Annotated in this window: 16 protein-coding genes; 13 read left to right on the top strand and 3 right to left on the bottom strand. The window is 60.1% G+C overall.

Annotated features, from left to right (window positions below):
• Positions 1–89 precede the first annotated feature (89 nt).
• Positions 90–1,121 (bottom strand): Ldh family oxidoreductase, encoded by a 1,032-nt coding sequence (locus MKS85_RS00590; RefSeq protein WP_047226557.1) that lies wholly within the window; start codon positions 1,119–1,121, stop codon positions 90–92.
• Between the two features lie 385 nt (positions 1,122–1,506).
• Here MKS85_RS00590 and MKS85_RS00585 point away from each other — a divergent pair, with 385 nt between their 5' ends.
• Together MKS85_RS00585 and MKS85_RS00580 are read left to right on the top strand one after the other, a co-directional pair.
• Positions 1,507–6,186: a dermonecrotic toxin domain-containing protein gene (locus MKS85_RS00585; protein WP_310662539.1), complete on the top strand. Its 4,680-nt coding sequence runs from the start codon at positions 1,507–1,509 to the stop codon at positions 6,184–6,186.
• A gap of 196 nt (positions 6,187–6,382) precedes the next feature.
• The gene (locus MKS85_RS00580; protein ID WP_310662538.1) at positions 6,383–7,384 is read left to right on the top strand and encodes a FecR family protein; all 1,002 of its coding nucleotides are present in this window, start codon (positions 6,383–6,385) and stop codon (positions 7,382–7,384) included.
• Positions 7,385–7,433: 49 nt separating this feature from the next.
• Here the strand turns inward: MKS85_RS00580 and MKS85_RS00575 are convergent, their stop codons facing one another.
• Entirely contained in the window at positions 7,434–9,782 is a 2,349-nt protein-coding gene (locus MKS85_RS00575; RefSeq protein WP_310662537.1) for an acylase, read from the bottom strand.
• A gap of 267 nt (positions 9,783–10,049) precedes the next feature.
• Here MKS85_RS00575 and MKS85_RS00570 point away from each other — a divergent pair, with 267 nt between their 5' ends.
• Positions 10,050–10,430 carry a fe2+ zn2+ uptake regulation protein gene (locus MKS85_RS00570; protein ID WP_310662536.1) on the top strand — a complete coding sequence of 127 codons (381 nt, stop codon included), beginning with the start codon at positions 10,050–10,052 and terminating at the stop codon, positions 10,428–10,430.
• Positions 10,431–10,439: 9 nt separating this feature from the next.
• Here the strand turns inward: MKS85_RS00570 and MKS85_RS00565 are convergent, their stop codons facing one another.
• On the bottom strand, positions 10,440–10,628 hold the full coding sequence (locus MKS85_RS00565) for a hypothetical protein (RefSeq protein WP_047226561.1): 189 nt from the start codon (positions 10,626–10,628) through the stop codon (positions 10,440–10,442).
• 308 nt (positions 10,629–10,936) lie between these two features.
• Between MKS85_RS00565 and MKS85_RS00560 the strand changes: the two genes are divergently transcribed.
• The 10 genes from MKS85_RS00560 (at position 10,937) to glgA (ending at position 23,401) form a co-directional block, all read left to right on the top strand.
• The gene (locus tag MKS85_RS00560) at positions 10,937–12,172 is read left to right on the top strand and encodes an MFS transporter (RefSeq protein ID WP_310662535.1); all 1,236 of its coding nucleotides are present in this window, start codon (positions 10,937–10,939) and stop codon (positions 12,170–12,172) included.
• A 27-nt stretch (positions 12,173–12,199) separates the two neighbouring features.
• Positions 12,200–13,327, top strand: coding sequence for an acyl-protein synthase (locus MKS85_RS00555; RefSeq protein WP_310662534.1), 1,128 nt, complete (start codon positions 12,200–12,202; stop codon positions 13,325–13,327).
• Position 13,328: 1 nt separating this feature from the next.
• A complete protein-coding gene (locus MKS85_RS00550; RefSeq protein ID WP_310662533.1) occupies positions 13,329–15,740 on the top strand; it encodes an acyl-CoA reductase in 2,412 nt (803 codons plus the stop codon).
• A gap of 52 nt (positions 15,741–15,792) precedes the next feature.
• The gene (locus MKS85_RS00545; RefSeq protein WP_274090392.1) at positions 15,793–17,067 is read left to right on the top strand and encodes a phenylacetate--CoA ligase family protein; all 1,275 of its coding nucleotides are present in this window, start codon (positions 15,793–15,795) and stop codon (positions 17,065–17,067) included.
• On the top strand, positions 17,064–18,008 hold the full coding sequence (locus MKS85_RS00540; RefSeq protein WP_274090391.1) for a GNAT family N-acetyltransferase: 945 nt from the start codon (positions 17,064–17,066) through the stop codon (positions 18,006–18,008). The genes MKS85_RS00545 and MKS85_RS00540 overlap by 4 nt, the downstream gene beginning before the upstream one ends.
• Positions 18,009–18,294: 286 nt before the next feature.
• Positions 18,295–18,741, top strand: a complete 447-nt coding sequence (locus tag MKS85_RS00535) for a DUF411 domain-containing protein (RefSeq protein ID WP_076385001.1) — start codon at positions 18,295–18,297, stop codon at positions 18,739–18,741.
• Positions 18,741–19,175: a YqaA family protein gene (locus tag MKS85_RS00530; protein WP_076385003.1), complete on the top strand. Its 435-nt coding sequence runs from the start codon at positions 18,741–18,743 to the stop codon at positions 19,173–19,175. Before MKS85_RS00535 ends, MKS85_RS00530 begins: the two co-directional genes overlap by 1 nt.
• A gap of 86 nt (positions 19,176–19,261) precedes the next feature.
• On the top strand, positions 19,262–20,293 hold the full coding sequence (locus MKS85_RS00525) for an alpha/beta fold hydrolase (RefSeq protein ID WP_107322523.1): 1,032 nt from the start codon (positions 19,262–19,264) through the stop codon (positions 20,291–20,293).
• 11 nt (positions 20,294–20,304) lie between these two features.
• On the top strand, positions 20,305–21,270 hold the full coding sequence (locus tag MKS85_RS00520) for a D-2-hydroxyacid dehydrogenase family protein (RefSeq protein WP_047226571.1): 966 nt from the start codon (positions 20,305–20,307) through the stop codon (positions 21,268–21,270).
• 559 nt (positions 21,271–21,829) lie between these two features.
• Entirely contained in the window at positions 21,830–23,401 is a 1,572-nt protein-coding gene (gene glgA, locus MKS85_RS00515; protein ID WP_047226572.1) for a glycogen synthase GlgA, read from the top strand.
• Positions 23,402–23,405 lie beyond the last annotated feature (4 nt).

Raw genomic sequence — 23,405 nt, 5'->3', positions numbered from 1 at the left:
CTGTTTGAATGATCACTGATAGTGTGGCGAGGAGATTTATTTCCTCGCCACAGATGCGTGAACCGCCAGAGCCTCATCCGAAGCCGGCTTTACAAACCCGCCAACTCCCGCAACTGCGCCAATGTCTGCTCGTCCAGTGCGATCCCCCGCTCATTGGATTTGCTGCGCTCGTTGTGCCGACGATCACCCGGCAGCCGTCGCAACCCGACACCATGCATCTGTCTGACCAGCTCCTGGCTGCGCTCGGCGAAGTTCTGCCCGGCGGCCTTGCTCGGGTCGATCACGATCAACAACTGACCGGTCCAGGGTGTCTTGGCCCCAGGATGGTTGTGCCAATCGAACTCGAAGGAAAAGTTGCCACCGGTCAGGGCGGCCGCCAGCAGCTCGACCATCATCGACAACGCCGAGCCCTTGTGTCCGCCAAAAGGCAGGAGCGCCCCGCCTTCGAGAATCGCCTTCGGATCGCAGGTCGGCTGACCGAGGCTGTCCACCCCCATTCCTGGCGGTAGTGACTCGCCCTTGCGTGCAGCAATCTGCACATCACCGTGGGCAATCGCGCTGGTGGCCAGGTCGAAGACAATCGGCTCACCATCGGCCCGTGGCGCAGCGAAGGCAATGGGATTGGTACCAAAGAGTGGACGGTCAGCACCGTGAGGCACCACGCACGTCATGCTGTTGACCACGCTCAATGCCACGAGACCTTCATAGGCAAACGGCTCGACATCCGGCCACAGGGCAGCGAAGTGATGGGAGTTGCGGATCGCCAACACTGCAATCCCGGCGCTGCGGGCCTTGGCCACCAGCAACGGACGTGCGGCGGCCAGGGCCGGCTGGGCGAAGCCGTTACCGGCGTCCACCCGTACAAACCCTGATGCCACATCTTCGACCGTGGGTACTGCCTGACCATTGACCCAACCACTTTTCAGCGTCGAGACATAACCGGGAATGCGAAACACCCCATGACTGTGGGCGCCATCACGTTCGGCTCCGGCGCAGTTTTCGGCCAGGGCCCTGGCGACCTCGGCCGACGTGCCGTGTCGCAGGAATATTTTCTCCAGCAAGCTCACCAAAGCGGAAAAAGACAGGGTGCTTGAACCGGCATGATCGGATAGCGCAGACATCTGAAGCTCCAGAGTGATTGTTGGAGGTAGCAACAGCGTAAGGGGAACCAGCCGGCTGATTAAACACCGCTTCACTGTCGGAGCAAAGCTTGCTCGTGCCGGATTACGCTGATCACCGCGCTTGGGTGCGGTAACTATGTACCACCTTGGCTCATTGATCGTTGCCTAGTCTGGCCGCTCATCCACCAAACGTGCCGCCTCGCGGCGCCTTGAGCGAGAAGCAACGATGACCACTGCAACTACGCCGTTATTATTTCCCGAGGTATTGGCCGCCAATAACCTGGAGGACTTGAACGCCCCCCACGGATTGACCCAGGCCGACCTCGACTGGCTGCACCACGTGTCCCTGTCCAACCACACGCTGCGCGCCGCACAGACGCCCCCCATGTCTGCCGAAACGATTCGCTTGCAGGTCGACGCAAACGCGCCGATCCCGCTGGCCGGCTGCCTTGTGCTCAAAGCGCTGACAGACGCAGACGCAGCGCAGACCCAGCCTGCGTTCCTCTACACGCCCTACGGCGGAATCAGAAAATTCGACAGCCCCGAAGCTCTCGAAGAGAAGATGGAAGCGATGCTGGACAGTCCAGCCGAGCGTGACGATCTTTTTCGGCTGTTATCGATTTCCCAGCGCGCCGAACTCAACAGCACCTCCGCGATCAGGACTACCCGGCAACGTATCGACGGTGACGTCTTCAACACCCTGGTCGAGTCCATCGAGTTCGCTCAAAGCCTCAACGCCCGAACAATGGTGGATGAACTGATCAAGTTACCCTCCCTCAGTACGATGCTTGACGCGATCTTGAATGAGGTGCTGTCCAACTTTGATCATCGACAGACCCGCGTAACCATGAGCACGTGGAGTAGCGCGGGGAATCAGAAGACAAGCCAGTTGACCAGAAGCATGACACTCAGCGAGGCGGTCCTGGCCTACTTCCACAGCCAGGGTCGGCCCGCCGGGCAAGACGTTGACTTCATTCATCCAGGCATCACCGTATCACCGCAAAACAAGCGTCAATGGGAGAGCGTGTTGAAGGTGACCGCCAGCAACCTGATCCCCAGCCTTGCCCATTGTATCGACGCTTATTGGGACGCCACCGGCCCGTTCAATACCTCGCGCCGGCGCTTTCTTTCCCAAGTTCTCAGCGATGCGCTACAAGCCACGATTCTGATCAAGCGGGAGAAAAGACAACTCACCGAGGCACACGCCCAGGAACTGCTGCGGCTGTACAGGCCATCTCGCCCGGACGAACCGCTGCTGTTTATCGAAACCCTGCGTCTTTGGGAATATGAGCCGCTCTACGTAGAGCTGGCGGGTTCTTTGATGATCAGCGCCAAGGGACACTATCTCTATACCCCCAGCCACGGCCTTGAGAAAGTCGACAACTACCTGGGCTTCAGGGATGCGCTGCTCAATGCCCCCACCGGCGCGGGGCGAAAGGAAGAACTCTACAGTCTGCTCAGCCTGGAGGAGCGCAACCGCTTCCTGCGCTTTGACGATCCCCAGGTGTCAGGTAAGGCGGTGACGTGGCCGGTATTCGAGTCTCTGGCTGATGCGATCATCGGCAAACAGTCGAAAAACCTTCATTTCGCAATGGAGATGTCCCGCCAGGGGGACGTGGACGTCCACGCGCTCGTTGACAAGGCCCTGGACATACGCAGCCTGATCGGCAAAAACCTGCTGACGCAAAAAACCGCTGGACACTGGGGCACGCAGCCGGTTTTTTACGGGGACCTGCGCCCGTCCAATTTCATGGCTGATCAACTGGAGAGGAAGATCAAGAGCTACGCCAGTGTCGAAGAGGCCTTGAATGCCGAACTGAGCCGATTGCCACTCTCCAGCGACACCTCGCTGCGTCACGCATTGAAAGGCCTTCTTCCTAAACTGACCAACGTCTTTTCCCTGGGAATACGTGCAGAAGCCGAACTCAGAGAACTCAACGCAACCCTGTCTCCCGCCGCGCGCGACCTTATCGCCGCGGTCTTTGCCTTTGATGCCGAATATCCGGACCGCACTCAACGCATCGGGGTAAAGGGCTTCCGGCCCGATGTCTATTCGCTGAGGCTGGCATGTACCGAGGACGGCAAAACCGTCTCCTTGCCGCTGGCCAATTGTTTCCTGCTGACCGAACGCGGCGGGCTGGATACGCCTCATTCCGGCCTGGCAATTCTCTGGACACCGGCCGATGGTTTACAAGTGTTTGCCTCAGTCGAACTTGCCACCCAGCAATTGAATCGCCACCTGCTCGACTCACGAAAGCGCTCTGGTCTGCTCGCCAACCTCTGGCCCGCCCAACGCAAGCCCCATGGACGCTATCAACTGGATGTGTTTGAGCTGATCGAAGACAACGTGCTGCTCAATCGGATGAAGTCGTTCAACGCACTGTTCGAGGCCCAATACAGGTATCTGAGCACGCTAAAGAGCGGGGACTGGCAACTGACAGGGCCTGAACGGGTAAAAAGCCTGGGCACATTGCTTGAAAAGGCCGCGCCTACCAATCTGACACACGCCACACGTATCGCCCAGGCGATCCGCTTGCAACAGAAACTCCCCGCCTGGCTTGGCGCCGCACCACTTGAAGAACAGCGCCTACAGATTGACCTGCTTGAGCAATACAGAAGCAGTGTCGACGATGACGAGGATTATCTGGACGGTATCGAGCCCCTGCACACCTATGTGAGCAAAAAGCTCAAAGCGCTCCTGGATGCGCGTTTCGCCGTAAAAGACCTGGATCCCGCCACCCTGTTGATCACCCCGAACCATGCGTTGGCGGGGCCCGCCAGCAGCTTGACCGAGTTCGCCCTCAATCATGCCGACTTCACTCAAAAGACAGGCTTCAGGGTATCCTCGACCTCCGGGCGCGCGTTGCCCGACAGCCTGAACGAGACGGCTGTCAGGCAAATGCTGCTGTCGTTGGACATCCCCACCGCCTATAAAAAGATCGTACTGGACGAACTCTCCACTACCTCAACCGATGGCCAGAAAAGAAAGCAGCGATTTCGCCGGCAGTTGCCCTGGCAACTGTTGCAACATGCCCACGCACTGCATCTACAACAGCACCTTTCGCCCACAGGGTTTGACTTGATTCGCCAGGTACTGGACATGCCGGATGCCATCGCACGCCAGGCAGTGGACGGCGCCAGCGCGTTGATTCGTCCACTGGAGCTGATCAAAACCCGGGGAACTGCGGCGATCAAGGCACTGGGGCTCTACCTGATCGGATCAAGCACCGATGATACTGCCCCCCATGTGCTGTATTCCCCCTACCATGCGGGCCACAACTTCACCGAGTTCAAGGACCAGGCCAGCCTCATTGCAGCCTTCAACACGCCGGGCGCGTTGCAGGACCTGCTGATTCGTCGACTTCCCGAAAGCCAGCAAGCCACGTTCAAGAACCTGTTCGCCGCCACGGTCGGTTCTCTATCGGAAATCACCCTGGCTTCCAATCCGATCAAGACCAACCTGTTCGATGTATTGTTCAACGACAATACAACCCTGTTATCGGACATGCTGAGCGCACAAACAGAAAAAAACCGCCAGTTTGACTGGGAAACGGCCCTGCATTTGTTCAGCGCCGGCGTCAAACTGGTGGGGCGGCAGTTGCAAGGCAAACTGACGTTTATCGAAACGCTTTGGGAAAGTTACCAAGACTTCAAGGCCTCTTCTGAATCCCTGCAGCAGCATGACTGGAAAGCAGGCTTGCACGACTTCATCGCCGGCGCGGCAGAGATGGTCTCACTTGGCTTCCTGAATCGCGACGACACCTTCGGCCTGCTCGGCCCGATAGGTCCCGGCACGCAGAACGCCTCCATGGCGACCCCGCCCCGCTGGAAAGACATCGCCTCCACCGCCCCGACGCGCACCAACCTGCGGGCCTTCGAAGCCACGGAGGTGAGCCTGCACAATCTGCAGAAGAACCGGATCGACGGAACCTACAGGGCCCCAGGGTCCGACAAGCTTTACGCACCTGTTGCCGGCATGGTTTTTCAGGTGGCCAAAGCCAATCAGGTCTGGCGCGTGGTCCATGAACAGGGAGAGGGCCCAATACTGAGGCAGTCGCCTGATAACCAGCAATGGACCGTAGACCCACAACGGCAGACCATTCGCTACGGCAAAGTGATGTCAACGCTGGCCAATTCCTACAGCGACTACAAGGCTTCAACGTCGCTCAACATTGAGGCTCGGGGCATGGCGCAAATACGCCGCAAATACCCGGCTTACGCAAACATGATCGAGCAGGCCCTGGAGGTGGCCAGGTATTACTCATTCAACGCCCTGCATAATCTGGATCAGATCAAACATCAGGTCCCGCCGGGCTCTCGGCTGGATACCTTCCTGAAGGCCTTTTTTGGGGTGAGGACAGTCGACGCCAGCCTGATCAAGAAAATACACACCGCCGTCTCGCCGCTGTGCCGAGCATTGGCCGACCCGTCCTGGGAAACTCGCAACGCCAAGCGCCTTGTAATCGGCCGTTTGAAATACATGGACGATAGAGCCACTGCATTCGTGCTCGAACCGGAAACGGCAGGAAGAATCTATCTCACCCAGTATTTCTTCGAGGTCGGATTGGATTGGTACAAGGACGCGGTCCCGGATTCCTTCAATGTCGATGCCCACGCCCAGGCAGCGGTGCTTATCCACGAAGTTTCTCATCAGCTTTTCGACACGCTCGATATTGTCTATCTGGACGCGGCACTCCCGTTTCTGGACCTGATTTCCAATGCCACTCAGTTCGGACATTCAAAATACAATTATCAAAAGGACCAGCAACGCAACGGGCTGTCGTTGACCACGCCACGATCCAAACTGTTCATGGGCTGGGACAGTGCAGCCGGCGGGCTCAAGAGCCTGGAGCTTTTCCCCGAGCATCGGGATATGGCCCGGGAAATCCTGAAGATGACCGGCGCCAGAAGCATGAGCGAGGCGCGCAGTATCTTTCTGGATCCAGGTTCACCGACAGCACGCATCGACGTGATCTTGCGAAACGCCGACTCCATGACGCTACTCATCTGTGAGCTGGGTCGACAGCTGGACTCCCCACCCTTGAGTCCCGCTGCCACGTTTTAAACTGCCTCTGCGAACGCTGCGCGCGGACGGGTCTTGATCTTTTTTTCACGAGATGTATGCCACGCTATAACCACGACATACCGGTGTTCGAGCCTTTGACCGGAAAAAACAGGCTCATTTTGATGTGCAAACGCCATGATGGCGGTTCTCGACAGGTCATGCCGAAGGTTAGAATGCGGCAAACCAGGAAGAGTCAATGACCGAACATACACTCTCGGAAGCCGAATACGACGCCATTACCGATGCGGCCGCGCATTGGTGCATGCGTTTGCACGCCGTCGACTGCACCGACGCCGAACGGCTGGCATTCAAACAATGGCACGATGCCGATCCCCTGCACGCTTTCGAATACCAAGCCATGCTGGAGATCTGGGCCGTGGCCGATCATCTTCCGCGTGTCGAAGCGGCACCATCTCCCGCGCCAATACCGCGACCTCGGTCCCGCTGGAGTCGGATGGCTGTCGCAGCCGCAGTGCTTGTGCTGGGCATACCCCTGGCCGCCTACACGGGCTGGAACCTGGGCTGGGTTGCCAACTCCTACGAACGATTCGAAGCGGATACAAGCGTGCGTCACATCACCCTGGGTGACGGCAGCCAGGTAGAACTGAACCTGGGCAGTGAACTGGTATTTGCCAATTACAAGAATGAGCGTCGGGTGACGCTGAAAAAGGGCGAGGCGTTTTTCGACGTCAGCCATGACACACGCCACCCGTTCGTTGTACGGGCCGGCCAGGGCCAGGTGCGCGTGACCGGCACTCGCTTCAATGTATGGATGTATCAGGATCAGGTCCGGGTGACGCTGGTGGAGGGCTCGGTATGGGTGACCAGCAACCAGGCACTTGCCAGTAACGGCTCACAACTGTCGCCGGGCATGCAGGCCAGCTACAAAGCCGGCGACTACCAACCGCAAATCCGTGAAGTCGATGCCAACGACAGCTCGCTGGCGTGGCGCAACGGCAAGCTGGTGCTGGACAACCTTGCCCTCAGCGATGCACTCCCGCTGATCAATCGTTATCTCGATCATCCCGTCATGCTGGCCGACAACAGCACGGGCGCCCTGCGTATCGGTGGTATCTACAACCTCAACGAAGTGAAGAACCTGGTGCCTTCGTTGCCCAAAGTCCTGCCGGTTTACCTGACGCAGAACAAGGACGGCAATCCAGTCCTCAACTCCATCGGTCAACGGCCGTCCAACTGAAAAAGCCGCGACCTGATCAGGTCGCGGCTTTTGTGTAAAACAACAGCGATCAGTGCGCGGCCACCCTGCCCGCCTCATCACGCTCACGGATGATCACCGCCTGATAGTGCGGATCGGCTTTGATCTGCTGTTCGGTGAACGGTAGCGCACTCCATTGCTTCTTCGAGAATGCCTGGGTCTGGTCGGCCGAATACGGCGATGCCGGGTCGCTGGAAATGGAAAATGCCAACAGACCTTCAGCCCGAGGTCCTTTGCCATCAAAACTCACCACTTGCAGATAGCTGGTGCCGCTGACCACTTCCCGTTTGCCGTTGGCCCCTGGCACGCTCTGAATCGCGTTATAGATCCCCAGCTCACCGGGGCCGCCGTGGATTGGCGTCTGCCGGCTGCCACTGCTGGCAACCTGGATGTCCTGCCAGCGGCTATCCTTGGGCAATCCGGCGGCCTTCACAGAGGCCTGCGAGGCCAGCATGGCTTGACGCACAGCCTTGTGCACCGGGGCACGCTCAATCGCCAGGCCGTTTGGAGTATGTCGCGGGTCTTGCGGATCGAACGGGACACGCCATGAATCAGGCACCCTCTGCAACTGCGCCATGATGCGCTGGAAATGAATGAAGCCCAATCCGCTGTCCAGGCCAGCGGTTCGATCCCAGACCCTGAGATCGTTGCACACCTGGGTCAACGTCACGGCATCGGCCCCCAGGTCACCGGCGCAAAAGCCCAGCAGGTCGGGCATCACCTGATCAGCAAGGTAGACCTGGTCGTCCATGACCATACGCTGCAAGTCATCGACCTTCACCGGCCCGTCCTTGGCCAGTTGACCCAGCCGCTGCAGAGCAAAACGCGCACGCAGGCCCAGCGGTTGGTCTTGCTGGCTGATCAAGGGCGAATAACCGGACAAGGGTTGTGAAGGGTTGACCATCCAGGCCGAATCGTTGGAATTTTGCACATAATCGCGGCGCAACAACTGCGGTAGCTTGTCGGCGGCGTAAATGCCTTTCTGCACGGCCTCGGGATCGATATCCCAGGCGCATTCGCCGCGCGAGCCGTCCAGTACGATGAGTTGCAGCCCTGCCCGCGGGTCGCTGCAGCGGGCCAACTTGTCGGCATCGACGTTCGGTACCACCGACACGTTCATGTAGAGACTTTGCCCCTGATCGTCCACCGCCAGGGTGTTGACCCATGGAATACCGTGGATCTCATGGACCGCACTCTGCAAGTCCTTGAGCGTGACGGCTTTGTTCATGGCGTACCACTGGGCGAGCACACGATCATTTTCCCGGTTCGCATCGCGCAGGCTGTAGGCGAACTTGTCATCCCAGTCCAGCCGGCCGGGCCATTGCACGATCGGACCGAACTGCGAGCCGTAGACCACCCGCGAAACGCTCTGCACCTGGCCATCGGGTTGTTTGATGTCCACCGTCACCGTCTGTTGGCTCATCGGTACGGATTGACCATCGAGCAGGTAGCGGGTCGGGTCTTTCGGGTCGAGTTGCAGACGGTACAGCGTGAAATGTTTGGAGGTGTCGACGGTGTGGGTCCAGGCCAGGTGCTGGCTGAAACCGATGTTGATCACGGGCAAGCCTGGCAGGGCCGCGCCCATGACGTCCAGTTTGCCGGGAATGGTCAGGTGCATCTGGTAAAAACGCATGCCCCCCAGCCATGGGAAGTGCGGGTTCGCCAGCAACATCCCACGCCCGTTGAAGGAGCGCTCACTGCCGATGGCGACCGCGTTACTACCACGCTCCAGGGCGAAACGCTGCTGCCGGGTGGCTGCGCCTGCAAAACCTGCCCTCGGCTCGCCAGCGTCCGCCGTCGCTTGTGGCGGCTGAGCGCCCGCCAGGGCTTCGGCGAACTGGCCGACGCCACCTTCCACCAACAGGCGCTGGGTCAGTTTGACCAGGTCCAGCACGGTGATCGGCCGCACCCACTCACTGGCACATTGCTCGGGCAGGCCGATAGCCTTGCGTTCGGCCAAGGCGCGGTTGTAGCCCGCCACATAGCCTTCGACCAGTTGCTGTACTTGAGGCGTCTGGGCTTGCCAGAAACCGGAAACGGCTTGCGGCGTGTTGAGCCAGTTGAAAAATACATCGCTGACGCGGTTCTCCCGCTGTTCGAGCGTGACCTGCTCCGGGCCGAAGTAGCGCGAGCGTTGACCATTGACCGTGACGATCTCATTGGCCAGCAGGCATAAATTATCCTCAGCGTACGCATACCCGATGCCGTAGCCCAACCCGCGCTCATCCTGAGCCCGGATATGTGGCACGCCAAAACTGGTGCGACGGATCTCGGCACTGGCCTGTTCTTTATCACTTTGAGCGCTGGCGACGCAGCTGAACCCCAGGCTCACTGCGAAAAACACACCTGCGAGACCAAACCTCGATAACTGCCCGGACATTCTCACGTTCACTCCTGATCCAATACTTTCTAAAACCAGGACGGCTGCCTGGGAATTCACATACCGCGTGCCTGGCCGGAATGTGCCTCCCTTGAAAACGAATGGGATGAAAAAAAATTAATGGCCTGGCACCGCCTGACTACGGGCGTTTGATCGCCTCCAGACAAATTTTTCAGCTTTTTGCCTTCATGATTGGCCGCGTTCGTTCGTCCTATTACAGGAGAGTATCCGTGACCTTTTCTGAACAGGCTGGTAAGGAGTTTTTGCATGCATGACGCGCGTCAGCCCATGGAGGGCAAGCCCAGGTCGACCGGCGTTCCGGCGACAGCCACTCACAACCTGTTCGACAGGCCGGCAGAACGAGGTAGCAATGAACACATCAGGCTTTTGCTCAAGAGCTTCGGCCTCAGAACCAGCCTGATTCGCCTCAAGGTCATCGATGCATTGCTCAAGGCCGCCGTTGAAAACCGCAGCCTGGGTGTGCGGGGCGTACACAGTCAACTGTTGGGGCTGGACATTCCATTGTCCTTCCTCAGCGTGCGCGAGGTGTTGAAGCGCCTGTGCAGCGAGGGTGTCGTCACCCTTAACCCCGATAAGACCTACAGTTTGCACCGCAAGGCCATGCACGTGCTCCAGGGCGGGGAGTGACGCCTGCGCTCAGGGCTTGACCTTGCGTCGCATCACGCCGTTGATCACGACCACGATGACCGCGACGGCAATCGCGATGTATTGAAACAGCTGCTCGCTGATCATGCCGTTGTTCTGCATCCAGGTCAGTCCCAGCATGATCGCCAGAACCACGAGGACCACCAGAATCGAGTATTTCAAACGTTGCGATTGAGTCATTGCCAATTTCCTGAATGTATCCGCTCTGTATCCCCGTGCTTGCCAGCCCCATACCGTGTTTTGGAAATGGCGGGCAGCAGACGGGGTCTCATGGTACAGCCGAACGGGCGTACTCACGCAACCGAAGCCCATCAGATTAATTACCTGCATCACCACAGAAGTCCGCCCCTGGCGGACTTTTGTCTTACAGAATTAACTCATATTTCTGCCACAAACAAAGGGGAAGACTTCTTTCGGCCCTGAATTCCCCCAACGTATTCTCGAATAAGAGGCGCTTACCTCCTTACCGAAAATCAACGTTGGAAATCATGCAAAACTTGCTGGCAACTCTTTCGCCAATACGATTGACAGGTTTTTGCCTGGCTATCGCTCTTTTCGAACTATTGACTTATCTGGCCAGCGACCTGGTCATGCCGGCCATGCTCGCGGTGACCCGGGAACTGGATGCGCCCGCGGATCAAATCCCCTACGCCTTCAATCTGTATCTATTGGGCGGTGTTCTGCTGCCGTGGCTGATCGGTCCGTTATCCGATCGCTATGGGCGTCGTGCATTCATGCTCGTCGGTTGTGCCGGTTTTGTCCTGGCTTGCGCGGCGATCACCCTGGTCACCCACATGCAGGGATTCAACGGGCTTCGTTTGATCCAGGGTATGGGGCTGGGTTTCGTGATCGCGGTCAGCTACCCGGCCATACAGGAAGTATTCAACGAGTCGGACGCTGTGAAGGTCATGGCGTTGCTGGGCAATCTCGCCCTCCTCTCGCCCTTGCTGGGGCCGCTGCTGGGTGGCTTGCTGCTGCAATGGCTGTCCTGGCGCGAGCTGTTCATGTTGCTGGCAGGCCTGGGGGCAGTGAGCTGGCTGGCCTTATGGACATTCATGCCCCGAAGCCCCGGTCTGGTGCACTCCTGCCCCCGGCAACCGGCCCTGGAGCCGTTCGAACTGCGCACACTCATCAGGCGCTATGGCGCGCTGCTGGGTCACTCCGGCTTCATGGCCGCGTGCGTGGCGCTGGGGTTGATGAGCCTGCCGCTGATTGCCTGGATCGGTCTGTCCCCTCTGCTGCTGATCCAGGACCAGGGCCTGTCGCCCCTGGTATATGGCCTGTGGCAAATCCCGGTGTTCTCGGGCGTGATCCTTGGCAATCTCCTGCTCAATCACCTGGTAGAGCGGGTGGGCGTGCGCGGGGTATTGCGCTACAGCCTGTGGCCCTTGTCTACCGGCCTCATCGCACTGGTGATCGCCAGCCCGTTCAACCTTGGCGTACCCGCGCTGGTCAGCGGCCTGGCGCTCTACGCCCTGGGGCTGGGCATGGGCAACGCGGCCTTGTATCGATTGGCGCTGTTCGCCAGCGACGACAGCAAAGGGCTGGTCTCGGCCATGGTCGGGATGATTTCCATCGCAGTGATGAGCACCGCCGGCTCACTGCTCGCGCTGCTGGGCGCCGGAACAAGCCTGAACGCCTTTGCCTTGATGGTCGGCATTGCCGGGCTCAGCTGCCTTGTGGCGCTGCGTCTGTTCCTGTCGCAACCGGCCGCTCACGTCTGAAAATCCCCTCCCTTAGGAACGTTACCCATGATTCATTTTCCCCACGCCGATGCGCTGTGTGCATTGGCGCAGCCTTACGATCCCGATTCGGTACCTGCTGGTCTGTTTGATCGGGCCATGGCCCAAATCAGCCTGTTCCATTGCCACCACACCCCCGGCTACGAACACTGGCTCAACGCCAACGGCCTGGCTGTAGAGGATCTGGAGCATTTGACTGACTGGTCGCGCTTGCCGCCCATCTACGCCAATTACTTCAAACAGCGCTTGTTGCTCAGCCCCACCGGCGAGAACGCGCTAGAGCTGACATCCTCCGGCACCAGCGGCCAGAAAAGCCGCATGCGCTACGACGAGCGCAGCATGGCCGCGGCCCAGGGCATGGTGGCGCGTATCTTTGAACATTACGGCTGGTTCACGCCGGATTCGCCCTGCAACTACCTGTTGTTCAGTCACGAACCGGAGAAGGTCAATCACGTCGGCACCGCTCATACAGACCAGTTCTTGCGCAGCTTCGCGCCGGCCAATCGGATTTTTCATGCGCTGCGGCGCACCGGAAAAGGTCATGAGTTCGATGTCTTTGGCGCGATCCGGGCCCTTCAGGAGTTCGCCGAAGAGGGCCTGCCGGTGCGGATCTTTGGCTTCCCGGCGCTGCTGTGTCATGCGCTTGAGCGCATGCGTGAAACCGCGACGCCGAACCTCAAACTTGCCCCCGACTCCCTGGTATTTCTGGGAGGCGGCTGGAAAAAACAGGCCGCCCAGGAGATCCCCCGCCACGAGGTCTATGAACACATCACCCGGCAACTGGGCATTGAGGCGTACCGCTGCCGCGACGGTTACGGTGCCGTCGAGCACGCCGTGCCGTACATCGAATGTGCGCATCACAGGTTTCATGTGCCGGTCTATTCGAAAGCTTTCATACGTCACCCCTCGAACTTCAGCGTCCAGCCCTTCGGCGAGGCGGGATTGTTGTCGTTCGTCTCGCCTTACATCTCTTCCAGTCCCGCCCATGCCGTGGTGATGAGCGACCTGGCGACCCTGCATCCGGCCAATTGTGAGTGCGGCCTGAACACCCAATGGTTCGAGCTGCACGGCCGGGCCGGCACCAGTGCCAGCCGAAGCTGCGCCATGGCCGCTTCCGAATTGATCAAGGAGAATTGATATGTATCTCATCAATGGCCAACTGCACGCTGATCTGCCCCTCGATACAGCCCTTGAACGCCTGCAGACGCAACTGCCTGCTCTTCTGGACGCACCGCCCCCCAGTGATAGCGTGCTCGATTGTGCGCAGGCGTTCGCACAAATGCTGCGGGCCCCAGAACAAACTCCGCTCCTGGACGACGACCAGCGCCAGGCACTGATCGCCTTCTGCGAACGCAAGCATTTGAGCCGCAAACTCGAACGGGAGCTGGGGGCGGACGCGCGCTCGCTGCGCCGAATCGACTATAGCGATGGCCCTTTCGAAAGCTGGCAACCCCTGGGGCTGGTGGTGCATGTCACCCCCGGCAATGCTCCGCTGCTGGGGTTCTTCGCGGCACTGGAAAGCCTGCTGGCGGGCAACGTCAACTGGCTGCGACCCAGCACGCGCGATGCAGACCTGACGGCGCGGGTGCTGGCGACGTTCCTCGATTGCGACCCAAGCGGCCAGTTGCGCGATTACGTTGCGGTGCTGCCAGTGCCCTACCACGAGTGCCGGCGTCTCTTCGCGCTGGCCCAGGGCGTCAGCGCCTGGGGTGGCGAGACAGCACTCAAGGCCATGCGTGACCAGCTTCCAAGCGGCTGCCGCTGGATCGATTGGGGACATCGCATCAGCTTCGCCTATGTCACGCCGCAAGCCGTCAACGAGCAGGCGCTGGACAGTCTGGTGGATGAGGTCTGCCGCCTCGATCAGCAAGCCTGTTCCAGTCCCCAGTGGCTGTTGGTGGACAGCGACGAGCCGGCTCAGATGCTGGCACTGGGTGACGCCCTGGCTGACGCATTTGAACGACGCGCCGGACAATGGCCAGCGTTGGAAACCAGTGCAGCCGAAGCGTGCGAGATCACCACCCGCACGGCACTTGCCCGACTCGACCACAGCTTTGCAGGACAAACCGGCCAGATTTGGGAAGGCCACGGCTGGCGCATTATTTGGGAGCATCACCGCGACCTGTTGCCATCGCCACTGTTTCGCACGCTTTTGTTACGACCGGTGCCCCACGGACTGATCACCGAAACCCTGCTGCCCTGGCGAAACGTGTTGCAGAGCTGCGCACTGATCTGTGAACCGCAACGGGCGCCTGAACTGGCACGTCGCGTCTTAGCCGCCGGCGTGACCCGCATCTCGGCAACCGCAGACATCCAGCAAGGCTACGAGGGCGAGCCTCACGACGGCGTCTACGCGCTGCAACGATTGAGTCGTCGGGTATCGGTCGGTCTTGAACCTGAGGTCGCCAGTCATCGTGTGACACTGGACGCCCCGCCGACCACGACACCCATTTCACCCTCGACGCCGATCATGGACAAAGCGGCATTCCTGGCGCTGCCTGCCGCACCCCAGGCCCAGTTGTTCTTCCGCTCAGGTGGTAGCAGCGGCGCACCGGTGCTGTCGCCCTACAGCTACCGCGATTTTGATCGCCACATGCGGGCCGCCGCCGATGGACTGCGCGCGGCCGGTCTGGATCCGGCGAAGGATCGGGTGATGAATCTGTTTTATGGCGGCAACCTCTACGGTGGCTTCTTCAGCTTCTCGAAAATACTGGAGCACATGAACGCCGTGCATTACCCCATGGGTGCGACGTCAGATGCGGACTTTGAAGAGATCGCACGGATGATCGTCGCTCACAAGGTCAATACCCTGGTTGGCATGCCAAGTACCTTGCAGCGCCTGTTTTCCAGCCAGCGAGAAACCCTTCAAGGCTACGGCGGCGTGCGCAAAGTCATGCTGGGCGGCGAGCACCTGGGGCCAGGCTGCCGTCAGTTGCTTGAGGACTGCGGCGTGACAAGTATTCGCTCAGCCATCTATGGCAGCGTCGACGCGGGTCCCCTTGGCCATGCCTGCACTGCCAGCGGCGAGGGTGTATTCCACCTCATGGAGGACATTCAATACCTGGAGATCGTCCAGCTGGAACTGGACGCTCCGGTCGCGTCGGGGGAAACCGGACGGCTGCTGTTCACTTCGCGCAGACGCCAAGCGCAGCCCCTTCACCGCTACGAAGTTGGTGATTGCGGGCGCTGGCTCACCGCTCCCTGCCCGTGTGGCCTGGAGTCACCCCGGTTCGAGTTGCGCCAGCGCCACGGCGCCCTGATACGCATCGTGACGTACCTGATCAATACCCACGAGCTGGCTGAGCAGGCACAAACGGCCATTCAGATCGTACTCGATTACCACAGCAGCGGCTGCGAACGCCTGTTGATTCGCGCCGATGGCAATGCACAAACGGTCCGGAGCCAGGTCATGGGCCTCGAACTGCTGTCCACGCTGGTGGAGTCCGAAATGCTCGTACTGGACGTGCAATCCTGTCCGGCGACAAGTTTCGAACATAACAAACACAGCGGCAAAGTACCGCTGGTGATTGATCGCAGACTCACCGCTTGATTGTTTTCCCGTGTAATTGAATAAGCGGACGTTAGAGTCCGAGAGAACCCTGATGAGCACCTCTTTACCATTCGAACAATGGCTCGCCCATATTCGTACGCATTCAACGTTCTACCGCAAGTCTTTACGGCATTTACCCGCGCAGAATTGCGCTCTGGAGGATGTCCCCATTGTCGACGTCGCCGACTATTGGGCCGGCAGTCATGACCTGGACAATTGGGACGTGCTGACCGACAAAATAGAAGACGCGCTGATCTACAAAACCGGCGGCACGACCAGTCAGGGGAAACTGTCGGTGTACACCCGCGCTGAATGGCAGCGGATGCTCAACTGCTTCGGTCAGAGCCTGTCAGCGCAATTGAGGGCTGGTGATCGAATCGCCAACCTGTTCTTTTCCGGAGACCTGTACGCCAGTTTCCTGTTCATTCATGGCGCCCTTGGCAAAGTCGATGTAGCCATCACCGAATTCCCGTTCACCGGGGCGGTGGATCTCGACGTGCTGACCGAGGCGGTGACCGGCCACCGCATCAATGTGCTGGCCGGTGTGCCTGCGCACCTGCTGGCGTTTGCCGACCATTTGGATCAACAGGGACGAACGCTGCCCGGCATCACCACCGTGCTGTTCGGCGGAGAAAACCTGTTCGACAGCCAGTTGCCCGCGTTGCAGCGCGCCTTCCCACAGGCACGCTTCGCCTCCATCGGCTATGCCAGCGTCGACGCCGGGCTGGTGGGCGCCAGCGCACCGGACTGCAACCTGGGCGAGCACCGCGTGTTCGGCGAACAGATACGGGTAGAGATCATCGATGAACTGAGCGGTGAGGTCATCCAGGCGTGCGATCGGCCCGGCAATCTGGTGGTGACCAACCTCACCCGGACCCTGATGCCCATCGTGCGGTATCCAGTGGGCGACCGAGCGTGCTGGCGCGAGCCGGTTGGCACCCCGCGACGCAAGTTCGCGCTTCAGGGCCGCAGCGCGAAAAGCCAGCGAGTGCGGGTAGGCGTTTTCTCACTGTTCTCGCAGGAAATCAGCGACATCATCCGCAGCATTGGCGGTGACCTTCAGTGGCAATTGATCATCGAGCACGCACAGAACAACGACCGCGTGTTGCTCAAGTGGGTGCCTGGCGGGCAAACCCAGGCTTGCCAGTCACTCTCCAACACATTGAAAGCTGCCTTGACCAAACAGTATCCGGGTATCGACCAACTCGACCTGAACGTCCAGGCCTGCGCCTTGCAAGCGTTGGAACGCCATCCACGCTCTGGCAAGCACCTGTCGATCATCGACCGCCGCACCTATGCGCCGCTGACAGCGAGGCACGCCGGATGAGCAGCGTGGTCATCCGACCGTTCAGGCCCACGGATGGCGTCGGAACCAGCGAATTGTTCCGCCGGGTTTACGGCGATCACTACGTCTCGCCAGACGTCTACCTGCCACACATGATTGGCCTGCACAACCTGCTGAGCCGTTGGCACTCCATGGTCGCCGTGGAGAATGACCGCGTGGTCGGCCATGCCGCATTGTGTCGGCAGACGCCCGATGGTGAAGACGCGGAACTGGCCCTGATCGCGGTGGACCCCGCGGTGCAGGGCGGCCAGATTGCGACGCGCCTGGGGCAGAAATTACTCGACAGCTGCCAGGACCTCGGACTTGCCAGGCTGTCGATCAAGCAAGTCACCAGCCATTGCTACAGCCAGCGTCTGGCACAACGCCTGGGGTTCCATGACACCGGGCTGCTGCCTGACCATGTGCCCTCACCTTTCGCCACGGTCCACGCCGAAACCATCGTGGTCGGCAGCCAGGTGGTCAGCGGCCATCGCCGCCCGCTGCCGCACCTTAAATGGCCCGCGGCATGCCAATGGCTGACGCAACCCTTGGCATCGCTGTTTGGTACCTCGCTCGAGGCGCCATCGCCTTCGGTACAGCCTTTTCAAATCCGACAGCTGCCCGGAAGAATCGACATTGTGGCCGGGTACATAGGCCTTCGCCTGGCCGGGCAACTGCTGCGCTTGCCGGCCCATTGGTCACTTTCAGTGCGACTCGGACTGCGTCAGCAATTTGCCGACGATTACCAACGATTGATGGACGCCGGATTCATCTTCACCGGGATCATGCCTGCTGAAGGCGACCCCGGCTGGCAGGCGCTGTTTCACCGTGGCGCCCTGGATCGCCCGCTCACCTTGCATTCGGAGCCGATGCAACGGCTCCACGAACAAGTGCAAGCCCAAGGGCACATCTGGAGGAGCGCCCAGGCAGGTTCGGCGGCTTGAAGATGAGTTGGCGCTAAAGCGCCCCAGGCTGTTTGCGCATGACCCTGTGGGAGCGAACCTGCTCGCAATGACGGCGGCAAGGTCGACACTGGCCAAGCTGAACCACCGCGATCGCGAGCAGGCTCGCTCCCGCAGGGTTCTGCGGTGGCGGGTGAATTTGCTCCGAACTTCGAATCAGCATCGCCCCCAACCTGACAACTCTGTAATCCGCCCCTCAGCCCACTGTCAGCTCACGCTCGCTACTCTGTTATCCTCCTCCCAAACTGTTCGACACGAGACTGTCCCCATGGCCAATCCCCTGCACCTGCTCGCCCTGAGCGCGTTTTTTGTCACCACCCTGGCCCAGGCCGCCGAACCGATCACCATTGACGTACACCGCGATGCCAATTGCGGTTGCTGTAAAAAATGGATTTCACATCTGCAAGAAAACGGCTTCAAGGTCAACGACCATGTTGAAACCGACATGAGTTCAGTCAAACAACGCCTGGGTGTTGCGCCAAACCTGCGCTCCTGCCACACCGCCCAGATCAATGGCAAATTCGTTGAGGGGCATGTCCCGGCCGACCAGGTCCTGGCGTTGAGCAAACGGAACGACCTGCTCGGTGTGGCCGCGCCTGGCATGCCCATGGGTTCGCCCGGTATGGAAACGGACGGCATGAGTGATGCGTATCAGGTGATCGGCCTGAAAAGCGACGGGACTCAAACCGTGGTGGCGGATTACCCGGCCCACTGATGGGCGAGGCTTACATCGGCTTGTTCCTGGCGGCATTCGGTGCCGCCACCTTGTTACCGCTGCAATCCGAAGCACTGCTGGTTGGGCTGTTGCTCAGCGAACGCTATGAAACCTGGCTGTTGCTGGGGGTCGCCACCGTGGGCAACGTACTGGGCTCGCTGGTGAACTGGTGGCTGGGCACACGCCTGGAGCAGTTCAAGGATCGGCGCTGGTTTCCGGTCAGTCCGGCGCATCTGGACAAGGCCCGCGTGCATTATCAGCGTTATGGGCGTTGGTCGCTGCTGCTCAGTTGGATGCCCATCATCGGCGATCCACTGACCTTGGTGGCGGGCGTGATGGGCGAGCCGTGGCGGCGCTTTGTGTTGATCGTGACCCTGGCCAAAGGGTTGCGTTATGGCGCACTTGCCCTCGCGACCCTGGGCTGGATGGGTTGAACGTTCGCGACTTTGGGTTGCCTGTGGTTAATGTCGCCATAATCGGGCCACGCCAGGATCGGCCGGATGCCCAAAGGAGATTGCCCATGTCGCGTTCCACTGCTCGCTGGTTACCCAGCCTGTTTCTGACGGCCGCCCTGCCGCTGTTCGCCCAGGCCGAAAACCCGCCTGAAGGCCCGGCCTATGGCCCGGAACTCCAAGGCTTCGAATACCCCTACACACTCAAGCACTTCCCCCTTCAGTCCCAGGGCCAATCGTTGCAAATGGGCTACATGGACGTGCCGGCCCAAGGCGAGGTCAATGGCCGCACCGTGGTGCTGATGCACGGCAAGAATTTTTGCGCCGCCACCTGGGGCGACTCGATCAAGACCCTCAGCGAGGCCGGTTACCGGGTCATCGCCCCGGATCAGATCGGTTTCTGTACGTCCAGCAAGCCCGCTCATTACCAGTACAGCTTCCACCAACTGGCAACCAACACACAGGCCCTGCTCAAGGCCCTCGGGGTGCAGAAAAGCATTGTGCTCGGCCACTCCACCGGTGGCATGCTCGCCACCCGTTATGCCTTGCAGTTTCCCGATCAGGTCGAGCGGCTGGCGATGGTCAACCCCATCGGCCTGGAGGACTGGAAAGCCCTCGGCGTGCCCTACCGTACAGTGGACCAGTGGTACGAGCGCGAACTGAAACTCAGCGCCGACGGTATCCGCAACTACGAGCGCAAGACCTACTATGGTGGCCGCTGGAAACCGGAGTTTGAGCGCTGGGTGGACATGCTGGCCGGGCTGAACAAGGGGCCGGGGCACACGCAAGTCGCGTGGAATTCGGCGCTGATCTACGACATGATCTTCACCCAGCCGGTCTACTACGAATTCAAGGACCTGAAAGTACCGACGCTGCTGATGATCGGCACCTCCGACACCACCGCCATCGGCAGCGACATCGCGCCGCCGGCCGTGAAAGCCAAACTGGGCCGGTATGAAGTGCTGGGCAAGCAGGTGGCTCAATTGATTCCCCAGTCGACCCTGGTGGAGTTCGCCCATCTGGGGCATGCCCCACAGATGGAGGAGCCGGACCGGTTCCACCAGGCCTTGCTGGGCTGGCTGAACAAACCCATTCCCTGACGAGGTGTTCCATGGCGGTGCAAATAGCAGTCATCGATGATTGGCAGGACGTAGCGCGGGACGTGGTGGACTGGTCGGTGCTCGATAGCATCGGCCAGGTGACATTTATTCATGAGTACCCTGCCGAGCGCGACACCCTCGCCGCGCGCCTGCACCGCTTCGAAGTCATCTGCGTGATGCGTGAACGCACGCCATTCGACGAAGGCCTGCTGTGCCGCCTGCCCAACCTCAAGCTGTTGCTCACCGGCGGCATGCGCAATGCCGCCCTGGACCTCAAGACAGCCGCAGAACTGGGTATCCAGGTATGCGGCACCGAAAGCTACAAGCACGCAGCCCCCGAGCTGACCTGGGCACTGATCATGGCCCTGACCCGCAACCTGGTGCAGGAGGCCAATGCCTTGCGCGCCGGGCTATGGCAGCAAGGCTTGGGCGGCGACCTGCATGGCAAGACCCTGGCGATCCTCGGCCTGGGCAGCATCGGCACACGGGTAGCTCAGTTCGGCCAGGTCTTCGGCATGCGGGTGATTGCCTGGAGCCAGAACCTCACCGCTGAACGGGCCGCAGAAGTGGGTGTGACCTACGTGAGTAAACAGCAACTGTTCGAACAGGCTGACATTCTCTCGGTGCATCTGGTACTCAGCGAGCGCTCCCGCGGTTTGGTGGACGCCCAGGCGCTGGGCTGGATGAAACCCCAGGCGCTGTTGGTCAATACCGCACGCGGTCCAATCGTCGATGAAGCCGCCCTGATCGACGCCCTGCGCGACAAACGCCTGGCCGGTGCCGCCCTGGACGTCTTCGCCGAGGAACCCTTGCCATCCGACCACCCGTTCCGATCCCTGGAAAATCTACTGGCCACACCGCACGTGGGTTACGTCACCCGGAACAATTATCAGAAGTTCTATTCCTTGATGATCGAAGACCTGCAAGCCTGGGCGGCCGGCAAACCGATCCGCCTGTTGACCCCCACTGGCGACTGAACACGTTTTAAGTGGGAGCAAGCCTGCTCCCACAGAAACAGCGTATTTCCGGGCCAACAATGGCCACTAAAATGCCTCTATTTCACCCGCCCCCTGATGGTGCATCGCGCCATTGCATCGCGCACGCCGATGAAACACCCCCATTCCCCATACACCCATTACGTTTCCAGAAACTGCACTTCGTCGGTGCGTATCCCGCTTTGTCGTGTAAGACATTGCCGCCAACAAAGCTGATTGTCGGACAATTCGACGAAGCGCGCCGCACCGCTCTAGGTTCTGACCTAGACTGCCAAACCGGGGAGAAAACCGACCGGTCGTCCAGACGAAAAAAAGTGGAAACTTTTCGCAACGGCGACGGGTCAGGTTAGAGGTAGGGCAACAACGGCTGGTGCAGTCCTTGCAAGTCCTTGAAGCAGCCCCTTCACCTGATTCGCTTAACCGCATTGGGCAGCGCTTTGCTTACCTTGCGTAGCGCTTGTGCGCCTGGCCGCAGGATTCGGCCAATGAAACAACAGCTCTGGCGCTTGCCGGAAACAGATCGAGAAAATGGGAGAAAGTTATGATCAGTGCTGCCTTGGAACCACAGCAAGTCCGTTCTCAACTTCCGCTGGCGACTGACTCGCCGACGGCACCGGTGCTGGCCACCGGCGGCAAGGCACTGCTCCCGGTCGTCAGGCAGAATCCCAATCGCAAGAAGGTATTGTTCGTAACCTCGGAAATTGCCGACCTGGTCAAAACCGGCGGCCTGGGCGATGTTTCTTCCGCCCTGCCCCGGGCCATGGCCGGCCTGCATGACGTGCGGGTGCTGATCCCCGGTTACCCGCAGGTGATGAACAGCGGCAACCCGATCCACATCATCGGTGAACTGGGCGGCCACGCCGCGCTGCCGCCCTGCAAGATCGGGCGCATGGACATGGCCGACGGCCTGGTGATCTACGTACTGATCTGTCCGGAACTCTTTGCCCGTGAAGGCTCACCCTACGGGGCCAACAACGGTCGCGACTGGCCCGACAACCACATTCGCTTCGCCCGGCTGGGCCTGGCCGCAGCTGATATCGCCGCCAACCTCGCCCAAATCCACTGGTGCCCCGATCTGGTCCACGCCCATGACTGGCCGGCCGGTCTGGCGCCGGCCTACATGCACTGGCGTGGACAACGCACGCCTACCCTGTTCACCATTCACAACCTGGCATACCAGGGCGTAGTGAGCCTGGCCTCATGCCCGGAGCTGGGTATCCCGGAGCACGCGCTGCAGCAGGAAGGCATGGAGTTCTACGGCAAGTTGTCGTTTCTCAAGGCCGGCATGGCCTACTCCAGTCATATCACCACGGTCAGCGCCACCTACGCCCAGGAAATCACTACCCCGGCATTCGGTTGCGGGCTCGACGGTTTTCTTGCGGCTAAAACACAACAAGGCCTGCTCAGCGGCATTCCCAATGGCATCGATGAGAGTTGGGACGCGGCCACCGATACGCACTTGTTCCGCCAGTTCGCCATGGGTGACTGGGAAGGCAAAGCCGTGAACGCGGCTCATGTACGCGATCTGTTCGGTCTCGACGACTCCAGCGGCCCGCTGTTCGCCGTGGTATCGCGCCTGGTGTACCAGAAAGGCCTGGACCTGACCGAAGCCGTCGCCGAGTTCATCGTCGAATCCGGGGGCCAGATCGCGATCATTGGTCGCGGCGAACCGGAGGAAGAGCAAGCCATGCGTGAACTGGCGCTGCGTTTTCCCGGACGCATCGGTGTACGCATCGGTTTCAACGAAACCGACGCGCGGCGGATGTTCGCCGGCAGCGACTTTCTGCTGATGCCTTCACGCTACGAGCCCTGCGGCTTGAGCCAGATGTACGCCCAGCGCTTCGGCTCGCTGCCGGTGGCACGCAATACCGGCGGGCTGGCGGACACCATCGAAGACGGCATCACCGGCTTCCTGTTCGATGAGTCCACCGCCGAAAGCTACAAACAGGCATTGAGCCGGGCCTTCAAGGTCTTCGAGTTCCCTGACCTGCTCAACGCGATGCGCTGCCGGGCCATGTCAGCGCCATTCAACTGGTGCAAGGCCGTGGAACCCTACGCCGAACTCTATGAACAGCTAGTGGCCAAGTCACTGGGTAAATCGGCCAGACAATGAGGTA

It is taken from the genome of Pseudomonas sp. JL2 (genome assembly GCF_031570495.1).
GTDB lineage: Bacteria > Pseudomonadota > Gammaproteobacteria > Pseudomonadales > Pseudomonadaceae > Aquipseudomonas > Aquipseudomonas rhizophila.
This window is presented reverse-complemented; position numbering and strand designations above follow the sequence as displayed.

Coding starts and splice junctions, on each gene's coding strand:
- MKS85_RS00590 (WP_047226557.1), bottom strand. CDS start 1,121: ATGTCTGCGCTATCCGATCATGCCGGTTCAAGCACCCTGTCTTTTTCC.
- MKS85_RS00585 (WP_310662539.1), top strand. CDS start 1,507: ATGTCTGCCGAAACGATTCGCTTGCAGGTCGACGCAAACGCGCCGATC.
- MKS85_RS00580 (WP_310662538.1), top strand. CDS start 6,383: ATGACCGAACATACACTCTCGGAAGCCGAATACGACGCCATTACCGAT.
- MKS85_RS00575 (WP_310662537.1), bottom strand. CDS start 9,782: ATGTCCGGGCAGTTATCGAGGTTTGGTCTCGCAGGTGTGTTTTTCGCA.
- MKS85_RS00570 (WP_310662536.1), top strand. CDS start 10,050: ATGCATGACGCGCGTCAGCCCATGGAGGGCAAGCCCAGGTCGACCGGC.
- MKS85_RS00565 (WP_047226561.1), bottom strand. CDS start 10,628: ATGACTCAATCGCAACGTTTGAAATACTCGATTCTGGTGGTCCTCGTG.
- MKS85_RS00560 (WP_310662535.1), top strand. CDS start 10,937: ATGCAAAACTTGCTGGCAACTCTTTCGCCAATACGATTGACAGGTTTT.
- MKS85_RS00555 (WP_310662534.1), top strand. CDS start 12,200: ATGATTCATTTTCCCCACGCCGATGCGCTGTGTGCATTGGCGCAGCCT.
- MKS85_RS00550 (WP_310662533.1), top strand. CDS start 13,329: ATGTATCTCATCAATGGCCAACTGCACGCTGATCTGCCCCTCGATACA.
- MKS85_RS00545 (WP_274090392.1), top strand. CDS start 15,793: ATGAGCACCTCTTTACCATTCGAACAATGGCTCGCCCATATTCGTACG.
- MKS85_RS00540 (WP_274090391.1), top strand. CDS start 17,064: ATGAGCAGCGTGGTCATCCGACCGTTCAGGCCCACGGATGGCGTCGGA.
- MKS85_RS00535 (WP_076385001.1), top strand. CDS start 18,295: ATGGCCAATCCCCTGCACCTGCTCGCCCTGAGCGCGTTTTTTGTCACC.
- MKS85_RS00530 (WP_076385003.1), top strand. CDS start 18,741: ATGGGCGAGGCTTACATCGGCTTGTTCCTGGCGGCATTCGGTGCCGCC.
- MKS85_RS00525 (WP_107322523.1), top strand. CDS start 19,262: ATGTCGCGTTCCACTGCTCGCTGGTTACCCAGCCTGTTTCTGACGGCC.
- MKS85_RS00520 (WP_047226571.1), top strand. CDS start 20,305: ATGGCGGTGCAAATAGCAGTCATCGATGATTGGCAGGACGTAGCGCGG.
- glgA (WP_047226572.1), top strand. CDS start 21,830: ATGATCAGTGCTGCCTTGGAACCACAGCAAGTCCGTTCTCAACTTCCG.